This is a genomic window from Flavobacterium sp. JLP (assembly GCF_015350755.1).
In the GTDB taxonomy this organism is placed as follows: domain Bacteria; phylum Bacteroidota; class Bacteroidia; order Flavobacteriales; family Flavobacteriaceae; genus Flavobacterium.
Genome location: NZ_JADKPS010000009.1, coordinates 124,380 through 138,185, shown reverse-complemented (window position 1 = coordinate 138,185; position 13,806 = coordinate 124,380). Strand labels below are relative to the sequence as shown.

The following is a 13,806-nucleotide window of genomic DNA, read 5'->3' as shown; positions in this document are numbered from 1 at the left end:
ACATTACTAACAATTTTAAACCAATTAAAAACATGAAATGAAACCAATTTTTGTGTATTGAACAGTCCATTTTTTTCGCAATCAAATTTTAAAACCAACACTTTAGGATTTGGGAAAATATAAAATCAATGAAAATCGTATTCTTATTTTCAAAAATTTAAAGGGCAGAAAAATAGCGTAAAAAATAAATTGTCTCAGTGCATAAATAGCAAAAACTTTACAACCAAATAATTATTTAAACTAAACAAAAAACCAATTAATATGATGTTAAAATTAAAATTTGCAATAATCGCATTGCTAATGATAAGCTATCAGAATGTGATGGCACAATCAAAGACCATACAGGGTGTGGTTATCGATCCCTCAGGGTTTCCTTTGCCTGGTGCCAGTGTAATTGTAGAAGGTTCCAAAATTAGCGCTTCTACAGATTTTGATGGCAAATACTCTTTAAATGGAGTGAATCCTACTGATAGAATAACGTTTTCTTTTGTTGGCTTGGTTACACAGACTATTACAGTGGGGACTCGTACAACAATTAATGTTACATTAGTAGAATCTGCACAAAACTTACAAGAAGTTGTAGTAGCGTATGGTGCTCAAAAGAGAACTAAAGTAACAGGAGCAATTTCGACAGTAAGTTCAAAAGATATTACAGCAGTTCCTATTACAAACGCAGAGTCGGCTTTACAGGGTAGAGCAGCTGGTGTTACCGTTGTAAATGGCGCGCCTGGATCAAGCCCTACAGTTACTATTCGTGGTTTGGCCACAATGGGAAATAGTGCTCCTTTATATGTTATCGATGGAGTTTTGACAGGTAATTTATCTGGCTTGAGTCCTAATGATATTGAATCGATGTCGGTTTTAAAAGATGCCTCAACAACAGCTTTATACGGTTCTAAAGCTTTTAACGGGGTCATTATGGTAACTACCAAAAAAGGGAAAAAAGGTCCTGGGCAACTAAATTTTAATACTTACACAGGTTTTCAAACTATTACTAAAAGATACGATGTTTTAAATACACAACAATATTTACAATATGCTAAAGATTTAGGGAGCGATGTAAGTGCAAGAGCTGCTCAATTTGGGAATATAAATACAGACTGGCAGGACGAAATCTTTCAGAGTGGCATAATGCAGGATTATAATTTAAGTTTCTCAAATGGTACCGAGAATGCTACAAGTCGTTATTCTGCAGAATATCTAAAACAAGACGGAGCTGTTATCAGTACAGGTTTTGAACGTTACTCTTTCAGAGCCAATAATACACAAAATATAGGTAAATTAACTGTTGGCAGTAATATTGGATTGTCATTCAGCAAAACTAATCCAGAACGTGCTTCAGGAGGTAGAACATTATTAGAACATGCTATTAAAATGGCGCCGTATTTGCCAGTTTATAATGCAGATAATGTAGGAGGTTACCAAGGCCCATCTACAGCTGATGGACAGGATGCAGAAAACCCTGTACGTGTAGCAAATTTAGGATACCAAACAATTAAGGGATTATCTATAATAGGAAACATTTATGCTGAATTGCAAATTTTTAAAGGATTAAAATTCAGATCACAGGTTTCCTTAGATTATTATACAAGTCAAGATCACACTTTTATTCCAGGTTACGAAGATGGTTCAGCACATAAACAGGCGTATTCGTCTACTGCTGAAACAAATTCTCAGGGACAAACCATTGTTTTTGATAACAGTTTAACATACAAAACTACTTTTGCTTCTAAACATAATTTAGAAGTATTAGGGGTTATAACTAAAATTGAGAATAAGAGCCAGAATTTAATAGCTAGCAGCCGTTATTATATTTCAAATGAAATAGACCAGTTGCGACTACAAGATGCCAATTTGAGTTCTAGTAATATTGAGGCTAATAATTTAGGTTACATAGCCCGTATTAATTATGATTACGATGAGAGATACCTGCTTGCAGTTTCAGGTCGCCGAGATGCTTCTTCTCGTTTTGGATCTAATAACCGCTATGGTAATTTCTACTCTGTTGCTTTAGGTTGGAATATTGCAAAAGAAAGTTTTATGACCGATTCTGTTTTTAGCACATTGAAACTTAGAGCGAGTACAGGTACAACAGGTAACGACAGAATAGACGATTATCAATACAGTTCATCGTTGGCAGCAAATTATACATATCCGTTTAACGGAGCTGCAGGAGCTGGTGTTACTGCAGGAAGAGCTGCAAATCCGGATTTGAAATGGGAGTCTAAAAATGACAGAAACATAGGTTTGGACTTTGGATTGTTTGATGAAAAATTCACAGGATCTGTCGAATATTTTAATAATAAAAGCAGCGATATTCTTTTCGCAGTACCGCTTCCTGCTTCTGTAGGTTCAGCTGGTGGAGGAACTCAAATTCAAAATGTTGCCGATGTAAAAGTGCACGGATTTGAACTGTCACTTGGATACAATGACAGAAAAGGCGATTTTACCTGGTCTGCTATAGCAAATTTGGGAACAAGTAAAAACGAAGTAACAGGTTTAGCCCCTGGTGTAACTAGTGTCTTAGCTGGTCCGGCAGTAAGAGCAGGTCTAGAGAATTTCTCAAGATTGGAAGTTGGTCAGCCATTATTCTATTTTTATGGGTATCAGACTAACGGGATTTATCAAAATCAGGCAGAAGTAGATGCTGCTTTAGGGGCTGGCCAAACTACTATACAACCTGGTGATATTAGGTTTGTAGATCGCAATGGAGACAAAGTAATTAACTCTGATGATAAAACTAATATAGGAAATCCATATCCTGATTTTACATATGGCTTAAACCTTACAGCTGCATATAAAAAGTTCGATTTTAACTGCTTTATAACAGGAGTTCAGGGGAATGATGTTTTTAATGCAAATAAGTTTGACCTAGAAGCTATGTCACGTTTGTTTAATGCCAGTACAGATGTTTTAGATCGATCAATTGTTCAAAATGGAGTAGTTACTAATTCATCGGCTACATTACCAAGAGCGCTTGGGGCAGGCCAAAACTGGTCTTCTGCAAGCCAACGATATGTTGAAGATGGTTCTTACACAAGATTAAAAAATGTTACTATAGGATATACCTTTTCAGGAGAAGCCTTTAACAGCTATTTTTCACATATAAGATTCTATGTAAGTGCGCAAAATCTTGTTACAATTACAAATTATTCTGGTTTAGATCCTGAAGTTGCACGTGTAGATACTAATGCAAATTCTGCCGGAATTGATATAGGCAGATATCCACAACCAAAATCAGTAATTTTTGGACTTGATGTTACATTTTAATTTATAAAAAGATGATGAGAAAAATAAAATATATAGTTGTAGTATTGTTAGGGATCTTAACAATAAATTCATGTAACGATAATGATCTGGAATTAACAAATCCAAATCAGTTATCACCTGAAACTTTCTTTAAATCGGAAGCACAGGTACAATCTTCAGTAAATGCAGCCTACGCAAATCTGCAAACAAGAGGACTCTATGCCAGACATATTTTCTTTGCTTTAGACAATATGGCTCAGGAAAACAAAGGAAACCCACAGTTAGAAGGGAACAAAAAACCTTTCCTTGATTTTTCTTTTGATGCAAGTAGCGATATTATTCAGTTTTATTGGGAAACCTGTTTTTTAGGAATTTCCAAAGCTAATTTTGTCTTAGATAACGAAGAGAAGATTCAGGCTTTGCCTAATTCAGTTTTGACACAAGAGAAAAAGAATAAATTTTTAGGTGAAGCTCATTTTTTACGAGCCTACTATTACTTTCTTTTAGTACCTCGTTTTGGTGATTTGCCTATTTATACCAAACAAACTATTGTGGGTGCACCAAGAAGTCCTAAGGCAGAAATCTATAAATTAATCACTGATGATTTTGATTTTGCGTCTAAAAATTTATTGAGCAAAAATGTAGAAGATAAGGGTAGAGCGACTAAAGAAGCTGCTTTTGCTTATTTAGGAAAAGCACTTTTGTATCAAAAGAAATATGACGAAGCTTTGGTTGCTTTTAATAAAGTTACTGGATTTAGTTTAGAAACTAATTTTTATAACAATTTCATGGATGAAACCGAGCATGGTCCGGAATCAATTTTTGAGATTGAATATGATGAAAAATTAGGAGTAGCTGATAAATGGGGTAGTGATACTGCAGGAGACGGTGTGGCTGAATCTACACTTAGAGGTCAGGAGTATGGTAATTTAGGCTGGTACAATGTGTATCCGTCTGATAATTTATTAGATTCATACGAGGTGGGTGACAAACGTTTTGGAGATACTTTCTACGTACCAGGATCTAAATATAACAATGGAGCTAATACAATGACAGCTGCTAATTTCTCTTCATCTGAAGGTCTAAGAAGAGCAGGCTGGAAAAAATATCAAAATTACTATAAACGTACTGATGAAAATCTGGATTCAAGCATCAACTTCAAAGTAATGCGCTATTCAGATGTATTGCTTATGATGGCAGAATGCGAAAGCATGAGACCCGGAGGCGTACAAGCAACCGCTATTGGCTACATTAATCAGGTTCGTCTTAGAGCAGGCGTGCCATTATTGGCATTAACACTTACAAAAGATCAGGTGTTTACAGCTCTTATTCATGAACGCAAAGTAGAATTAGCTGGTGAGCAAGTTCGTTTTGATGATATAATAAGATGGGGTATAGCTAGTACTGAGCTTGCAGGTACTGGTTTTAAAGTAGGTAGAAGCGAATTATGGCCTATCCCTAATAGAGAAACATCTTCTAATCCAAATATAAAACCTAGTGATAACAATCCTGGCTACTAGGTGAGGATTATTGAAGTTTGTTAGTTTGAGTTAGTTAAGTTAGTATTTGGCAAACAGCGCATTAACGTGCGCTGTTTATCAATACATTATGTTGTTTAAGAAATTATAATTTATGTAATTTTTTTACTTCTTCTTCAGCTAATAATGCATTTTTTTAAAAACAAAATACCATTACTAAGATTTTAAATTTTCACTATTTCAATTTTTAAGCAGGCAAAATTTTATTCAAATGAAAAGGATTGCTTCACTTTTTTTAATCGTAACATTGTTTTATAATGTTCTAGGATTTTATATCACGTTTGCTGAACAACAAGAGCAAGTGTGGGTGAATGCTATGGAGAAAACTGACAACGCAAATTTTGAAATAATTGAAGTTAAAATCAACCCTTATGCTTATGTTGTTGATTCTGGTATTGAAGATACCAACGAAGACTTCTTAATCAACAATAAAACCTATCATGTCTTTAAGAAAAGAATTCAAAACAATGTTTTAAAATTATATTGCTTAAAAAGTTCTCATAATGAAGCTTTAAATAAAAAATTAAAAAAGATTGTTGACAGTCAGTTATTTGATGACAATTCAAATAAAGAAAATCCAGGCAAAAAGTTATTAAAATCCTTCCTTCAGGACTACATTCAAAGTAACACAGTATTATTAATAAGTACTTCTGTAAAATTAGTTTCAACTGTTGCCTTAAATTCATATTCTCCACAAAAAAATCTTCTTTCAGGATATTTTACTACAAATTATCCACCTCCAGATATGGTATAGCATTTCATTGAATGCTAAATTGTAGATACGTTTATCTTTAGTTTTACTGAGGGTTAATCGCTTTATTTTACAATTTAACATACAACTTCAATTAATTCTAATTGAAAAGAAAGCTATTTAACAACCATATAAACCAACCAAAAATGAAAATTTATAAATTTTTGTTTAAAGTGCTACTTTTTAGTGCTTTAAGCGTAAATACGTTTGCACAAGTTAAAGACAAAAATCAAATTGCCGAACCAACAGGAAAAAATAATTTAGCCTATAAATGGGGAGAAATGGCAGTTCAAGCGACTGCAAATGATACAGACAGATTTAGACCAAGACCCACTGTAACTTCCCGCTTTTTGGGATTGACTTTCGTAGCTATTTTTGATGCATGGAGCCGTTATGACGAAAAAGCAATTCCGGTATATCTAACGGATATTAAAAGAAGACCTAAAAAAGAGCAAAATTTAAAAAATAAAGAAATTGCGATAAGTTACGCAGCGTATGGAGCACTATGCGAATATTATTATAGTGATAAAGCGTTATTTGCTTCTTACATGAAAGAATTAGGCTATGATCCAACAAATACTTCCTTAGATCCAAAAACGCCAGAAGGAATTGGTAATCTGGCGGCCAAAGCGGTAATCGAGGCAAGAAGAGGAGACGGTTCGAATCAATATGCGGAAGAAGAAGGTTCTAACGGAAAACCATTTTTTGATTACACTAAATATTCGCCCGTAAATACAGTTGATCAACTAAATGATATTAATCACTGGCAGCCTAAATATTTTTCTGATGGAAAAGGTGGAAAATTTGCCCCCGCTTGTTTAACTCCTTTTTGGAATAGAGTAAAACCAGTCGGATTGAAATCAGGAGACCAATTCCGTGCTGTTGCGCCACCATTATTTGGTTCAGAAAAACTTAAAAATGAAGTGGATGAAGTTATTGCTTTACAGGCCAAATTAACGGATGAAGACAAAGCACTGGTTGAATTTATGCGAGACGGACCAAAATCTGTTCAGCAAGCCGGACACTGGTTAAGATTTGCGCAGGATATTTCAAGAAGAGACAATCACACTTTAGATCAGGACGTTAAAATGTATTTTTTAAATCAGATAACAGCGATGGACTGTTTTATTGCCTGTTGGGATACCAAAATGTTTTATGATTCATCCAGACCAAATGCCTTAGTACATTTCTATTACGGCGGTAAAACGATTACTGCTTGGGGAGGTCCAGGAAAGGGAATGATTACCATGCAGGGAGAAGAATGGAGACCTTATTCTCCAGACACCTTTGTATGTCCGCCTTTTCCGAGTTATGTTTCAGGTCACAGTACGATAAGTGGTGGTTGTGCAGAAGCTTTAAGATTATGGACAGGCAGCGATGCATTTGGTCAATCTGCAGAATTGGTATCAGGAGCTATGACAGAACCGGATAATTTAGGAAAGAAAGTTGTTTTGAAGTTCAACACTTTAACCGAAACGGCAAATATGGCCGGAATCTCAAGAGTAATGGGCGGTTACCATATTCAGTCTGATAATGTTGAAGGACTAAAGCTGGGCAGAAATGTAGCACATCAGGAATGGAAGTTTTATAATATCCATATCGGAAATAAAACTCCCGAAACGATAGCGGAGAATTGAGTGCATTTCATAATATCAAAGAAACTGGTCTAATCTACAAATGCCTTAATTATGAAAATCAAACAGTTAGTATCGCTATTTAGCCTATTTATTTTAACCCAGTCCTGTGATTATTTTTCGAATCCAAATGACAAGATGGTTAAGATTTTGGAAGCAAGAAATAAGATGTATAACGTGAAAGACAATCCTTTTGCAGCAAAAGCAGAAGTAGCATATTACGACTCTATTATTAAAAGTTCAGATGAAGGTTTTTTTAAATTATTTAATGAAATAAATAAAGGAAATGCATTATTAAAACTTGGAAAAGAGGCAGAGTCTGTAGCAACTATAGAAAATGCCATAAATAGAAAGAAGAAAATAGACGGAAAAGAAGATATTCAATCGTTAAAATTTTTAGCCATTGCGTACATGAGATTAGGCGAAAAACAAAATTGTGTGAATTATCATAATCCCGAATCCTGTACTATGCCTATCCAAAAAAATGGAATTCATACGATACGACAGGGGTCTCAAAAAGCAATTGAAATTTATAAGAAATTATTATCGATTGACCCTAATGATTATGAATCAAGATGGCTTCTCAATATTGCTTATATGACGCTCGGCGGTTACCCTTTAGAAGTTCCCAAACAATGGCTCATACCTAACCTGAATAAAGATTCAGGATACAGCATAAAACCTTTTCTGGATGTAGCCGCAAACGCAGGCATAATAGGCAGAAATATGTCAGGTGGAGTTATTGTTGATGATTTTAATAACGATAACTATCTGGATATTGTAACTTCTGACTGGAGTCTGGATGGCGTGATGCATTATTATGAAAATGATAAAAAAGGAAAATATCTCGATTATTCTAAAGTTTCAGAAATAGGCCGTTTCAAAGGAGGATTAAACATGATACAAGCTGATTATGACAATGACGGCGATATTGATATTTTTGTTTTGAGAGGTGCGTGGATGCGTAAATACGGAAGACAACCAAACTCGCTGTTACGCAACAACGGAGACGGAACTTTTACTGATGTAACCCTAAAGAGTGGTTTATATTCTGAATTCCCTACCCAAGCCGGTACGTGGAATGATTTTAATAATGACGGTTATCTCGATTTGTTTATTGGAAATGAATCATCAGATAATGAATCCTATCCTTCAGAATTGTACTTAAATAATCAGGACGGAACCTTTACCAATGTTGCCAAAGCAGCAAAATGTGATGTTATTGCTTATATAAAAGGTGTAACGTCAGCTGATTATGATAATGATGGCGATATTGATTTGTTCCTCTCCGGAATGAATAAAAGAAAAACATTATTAAAAAATACTGGACTCAAAAAGGGTATTCCGCAATTTAAAGATGTTACAGATCAGGCAGGCTTGGCGGGCATTAATGTAATGACTTTTCCAACCTGGTTTTGGGATTATGATAACGATGGATGGCAGGATATATTTGTTTGTGGTTATCAGTATAATGGCTCTATTGCTGGAGAAATTGCAATGGAAGCCCTAAATATTCCAAATGAAAGCAGTAAAATGTATTTGTACCATAACAATCATGATGGCACTTTCTCTGATGTTTCTGAAATATCTGGATTAAGCAAAACTGTCTTTGCTATGGGTTCAAATTTCGGAGATATTGATAATGATGGTTTTCTGGATATGTACCTCGGAACAGGAAATCCCGACTATAGATCACTGGCACCAAATAGATTATTTAGAAATATGGGCAATGGAAAATTTGCTGACGTCACTGTTTCCAGCAGAGTAGGAAATTTGCAAAAAGGGCATGGTGTAGCTATTAATGATCTGGATAATGATGGAGACAACGATATTTTTATAGAAGTCGGAGGTGCTTATTTAGGGGATTCTTTCAGTAATTCTTTATACCTAAATTCGGGTCAAAACAACAACCGTTGGATAAAATTGAAGTTAGAAGGAACAGAAAGTAATCGTTCTGCTATTGGAACAAAAGTAAAAGTCACTTTCAAAGAAAATGGAGTTTCCCGATCTGTTTACAGGATCTTAAACTCAGGTGGCAGCTTTGGAGCGTCGGCTTTAAGAATGGAAATCGGAATTGGAAAAGCAACAACGATAGACCAAATCGAAATTACCTGGCCGAAAGACCAAAAGAAAAAAGTCTTTAAAAATGTAAAACCAAATCAATACATTAAAATTATTGAAGGCGAAGATAATTTCTCCAAAATAAATATTAAAAGAATCCTTTTTTCAACCGTCGAAGCACATTCTCCGATTTGTATTTAAAAAAATAAATTTATTAGAATCCATAATATGAAAAATATAAAAACAATAGTAATTTCTTTTAGCCTTGTAGGTTTGGTATTGCTTGCTGGTTGTTCAAAAGAATCAGATGAGAAAATCTTTACCACTTTAGACCGTTCAGACACCGGAATTGATTTTAGCAATAATCTGAAAGAAAATGATTCCCTGAATTACTTCACCTACAATTATATTTATTTGGGTGGAGGAGTTGCTACCGGCGACATTAACAATGATGGACTGGTAGATATTTTCTTTACAGGAAATCAGGTATCCAATAAATTGTACCTGAACAAAGGAAAACTAAAATTTGAGGATATTACAAAAAAAGCAGGTGTTGGCGGTGATAGCCGTTGGTATACCGGAGTTACAATGGCCGATGTAAACGGTGATGGTTTTTTGGATATTTATTGTAGTGTAGGAGGGAAATTCGGACCTAAAAACAATGAACTATATATAAATAATCATAACGGGACTTTTACAGAAAAAGCCAAAGAATATGGCATTGATGATATAGGAAACAGTGTTCAGGGAACTTTTTTTGATTATGATAAAGATGGCGATTTAGATCTATTTGTAGCGAATTATCCGCCAACAAAATTCAATTCGGCAACAGGCGATTATGTACAAATGATGCTTCATGTAAAGGATAATGAATCGGGACATTTATATAGAAATGACGGAAATCATTTTGCCAATGTTACCGAACAAGCCGGTGTAAAAAACTATGGTTTATCATTAAGCGCCACAATTGGCGATTTAAATAATGACAGCTGGCCTGATATCTATGTGTCTAATGATTTCAACTCTCCAGATTTTATGTACATCAACAATCAGGATGGTACTTTTAAGGAAGTAGTAAAAGAGGCAATGGCGCATAATTCTTTTTATGGAATGGGTGTGGATATTTCAGACTTTAATAACGATGGAAATTTAGATGTTTTTCAGGTTGATATGGACGCTAAGGATAATCGTCGTAAGAAAGCAAACATGTCCAGCATGAATCCGAAACTTTTTTGGGATGTAGTTGATGCTGGTTTTAACTACCAATATATGCACAATTGCATGCAGTTAAATACAGGAGTTAATGAAAACGGTATTCCACATTTTGGCAATGTATCCCGTATTACCGGAACTTCGTCTACAGATTGGAGCTGGGGACCTTTATTTGCCGATTTTGATAATGACGGAAATAAGGATTTGTTTGTAACGAACGGAACAAGAAGAGAAATTAATAACAATGATTTCTTTCATAGTTTAGAAGCGCTTAATCTAAAACCAAAAGATTTACTTAAGAAATCTCAGGAAATTCCTTCTGAGAAAATTGACAATTTTATGTTTCAAAACAAAGGAAATTTAAATTTTGAGCAAGCCAATAAAAAATGGGGAATTGAGTATAAAGGTTTTTCAAATGGCGTTGCTTATGTCGATTTAGATAACGATGGTGATTTAGATTTGGTTGTCAATAATATAGACGATTACGCTTCTGTTTTTGAAAATTCAAGTTCTAAACGCAATAATTACATCAAAGTAAACTTCAAAGGAAATACTAAAAACACTTTTGGCTTAGGAAACCGTGTTTATGTAAAAACGAAAAAAGGAACCCAGATGCAGGAGCTAACGCTAACCAGAGGGTTTCAATCTTCTGTAGCGCCTGAATTGCATTTTGGTGTTGGGAAAGACAAAACGATCGATGAGGTTAAAGTAGTCTGGTCAAACGGCAAAGTGCAAAAATTAGCAAATGTAAAAGTAAATCAGACTTTAAGCTTTAAGGAGCAAGATGCCAAAGAAGAACCAGCTGTAAAAGCAACTCCAAAAACGCATTTATTCGCGACTGGAAACAACGTTTTTCCTGTTTATAAACACGAAGAAAATAAGTACGATGATTTTAAAGATCAAGTTTTATTGCCTCATAAAATGTCGACTTTTGGTCCTGCTATTGCTGTGGGTGATTTAAATAAAGATGGTTTGGATGACTATTTTATTGGAGGATCTGCAACCTATTCAGGAAAATTATTTATGCAGACTAAAAATGGTTTTGTAGAAAAAAACAGTCAGGCTCTTGAAGACGATAAAGCCAGTGAAGATACAGGAGCCATTATTTTCGATGCTGATAATGATGGAGATAATGATTTGTATGTAGTGAGCGGTGGTTACGAATTTTTGGTTAACGACCCAAAATTACAAGACAGACTATATCTTAATAACGGAAAAGGCGATTTTACAAAAGCTCCAAAAAGTGTATTGCCAACGATGCTGACAAGTGGTTCAAAAGTATATCCTATTGATTATGATAAAGATGGAAAACAAGATCTTTTAGTATTAGGAAGACAGGTTCCGGGGCAATATCCTTCTCCTGCAACAACTTATTTATTGCACAATATAAGTTCACCAACACAGCCAAAATTTGAAGTTTCTAAAAAATCACCTAGAGAATTTACCAATTTAGGAATGGCGACAAGTGCTGTAATTACCGATTTTAATAATGACAAATTAGCTGATATTATTATTGTTGGCGAATGGATGCCAATCCGTATTTTTCAAAATACTGTATCGGGTTTCAAAGAAGTTACCAAAAACATGGGACTTAATGATGATACAACAGGTTGGTGGTGGAGCATTCAGCAAGGCGATTTTGATCATGATGGCGATATGGATTATATTGTTGGAAACAATGGTTTAAACTACAAATACAAAGCAACTCCTAGTGAAACCTTTGATATTTATGTAAAAGATTTCGACAATAATAAACACAAAGACATTGTGTTGAGTTACTACAATGATGGTAAACAATATCCGGTGCGCGGTCGCGGTTGTTCGTCTCAGCAAATTCCAAATATCAAAAAGAAATTCAAAGATTACGAAAGTTTTTCAGAAGCCACTTTGGTTGATGTTTATACTGAAAAATCACTTAAAGAAGCGCTGCATTATAAAGTAAAATCATTTGCCAGTGTTTATTTAGAAAATAAAAATGGGAAGTTCATCCTTCACGAACTGCCAGTTGAAGCACAGCTTACCTGCATCAATCAAATAATGGTTGACGATTACGATAAAGATGGTAAACTTGATGTTTTAGTAACGGGTAACATGTATAATTCAGAAGTTGAAACGCCTCGAAACGATGCCGGTCACGGATTATTTTTAAAAGGAGATGGTCACGGAAAATTCAGATCAGTGTCAGCAATTGACAGCGGATTTTTTACTCCCGGCGATGTTAAAAACATGGAAAAAATTAAGGTAAAAGGAAAAACGTACCTCTTGGTTACTAAGAATAACTCTTTTTTGCAAAGTGTTAAAATAAATTAAGCTTTTGTTTTGAATTGTTTTACCTCTTCAAAAATAAAACGTGTTGAACTTAATTGCTAAAATCAGGACATTAACTTGTTCTGGTTTTGAGCTAATTTATTGACTTATATAGTTCTAATTAACCAAAAAAAATAAATAATGAGGAAATTATACTTGTGTTGTCTCTTCTTAATTCCTCTTTTGATCAACGCACAAACCGAAATCGATGCCCTTATGATGAACAAAAATAATTTTTGCTTTGGAGCGGTATACGAATATAGCAGTTGGAATGAGTACTGGGAAGGTACTTTTAAAAGAGAGAATCTTAATTTAGGAACAGTATCTGCTCAAGGTCCCGCACTTATGTGTAATTATGGCATATTTGATAAGCTAAATTTTTTATTTACTGTTCCTTATCTTGAAACTAAGGCTACGGCGGGAACTATGAAAGGACAGAAAGGAATTCAGGATTTATCCTTGACATTGAAATACATGCCAATTAAAAAAACTTTTGGAGCTCTTACTTATTCCTTATTTGCATTAGGAAGCTATTCAATGCCTGCCTCAGATTATGTGGCAGATTATTTACCATTAAGCATTGGCCTTGGCAGCAAAACAGGAACTTTACGATTAATGGGGGATGTGCAGTATCATCGTTTCTTTACTACTTTATCTGCTGCTTATATTAAAAAAGCGAATATTACAATTGATCGAAATTCTTATTTGGCAGATGAAATTCATTACACCAATAAAGTAAATATGCCAGATGCTATAAACATTAATTTAAGATTAGGATATCGCTCATCAAGATTAATTGCCGAGGCTATTATTGACAATTCGGTTACACAATCTGGTGGTTTTGACATTACAAAAAATAACATGCCTTTCCCAAGTAATACAATGAATGCTTTTAAATTGGGCTTGAATGGAAAATATACTTTAAAAAAACTTCCTGAATTAGCTATTGTAGGTGGTTATAATGTAGTAACGGAAGGCAGAAATGTAGGAGAAGCAAGCTCATTATATGGAGGAGTTTTTTACCTGATAAATTTTAAAAATAAAAACAAGTGAG

7 protein-coding genes are annotated in these 13,806 nt (G+C 34.6%); all 7 read left to right on the top strand.

The genetic code is table 11. The features are described from left to right. Positions 1-261: 261 nt before the first annotated feature. Positions 262-3,270: a SusC/RagA family TonB-linked outer membrane protein gene (locus tag IRZ83_RS18600; protein WP_029273703.1), complete on the top strand. Its 3,009-nt coding sequence runs from the start codon at positions 262-264 to the stop codon at positions 3,268-3,270. Between the two features lie 11 nt (positions 3,271-3,281). Continuing rightward, positions 3,282-4,769 carry a RagB/SusD family nutrient uptake outer membrane protein gene (locus tag IRZ83_RS18595; RefSeq protein WP_228520732.1) on the top strand — a complete coding sequence of 496 codons (1,488 nt, stop codon included), beginning with the start codon at positions 3,282-3,284 and terminating at the stop codon, positions 4,767-4,769. Positions 4,770-4,998: 229 nt separating this feature from the next. After that, the gene (locus IRZ83_RS18590; protein ID WP_194570657.1) at positions 4,999-5,541 is read left to right on the top strand and encodes a hypothetical protein; all 543 of its coding nucleotides are present in this window, start codon (positions 4,999-5,001) and stop codon (positions 5,539-5,541) included. A 143-nt stretch (positions 5,542-5,684) separates the two neighbouring features. Next, positions 5,685-7,175 (top strand): vanadium-dependent haloperoxidase, encoded by a 1,491-nt coding sequence (locus IRZ83_RS18585; RefSeq protein ID WP_194570656.1) that lies wholly within the window; start codon positions 5,685-5,687, stop codon positions 7,173-7,175. Between the two features lie 51 nt (positions 7,176-7,226). Beyond that, on the top strand, positions 7,227-9,434 hold the full coding sequence (locus IRZ83_RS18580) for an FG-GAP-like repeat-containing protein (protein WP_194570655.1): 2,208 nt from the start codon (positions 7,227-7,229) through the stop codon (positions 9,432-9,434). Positions 9,435-9,461: 27 nt separating this feature from the next. Then, positions 9,462-12,755 (top strand): VCBS repeat-containing protein, encoded by a 3,294-nt coding sequence (locus IRZ83_RS18575; protein WP_194570654.1) that lies wholly within the window; start codon positions 9,462-9,464, stop codon positions 12,753-12,755. 138 nt (positions 12,756-12,893) lie between these two features. After that, a complete protein-coding gene (locus tag IRZ83_RS18570; RefSeq protein WP_194570653.1) occupies positions 12,894-13,805 on the top strand; it encodes a hypothetical protein in 912 nt (303 codons plus the stop codon). The last annotated feature ends 1 nt before the right edge of the window (position 13,806 follow it).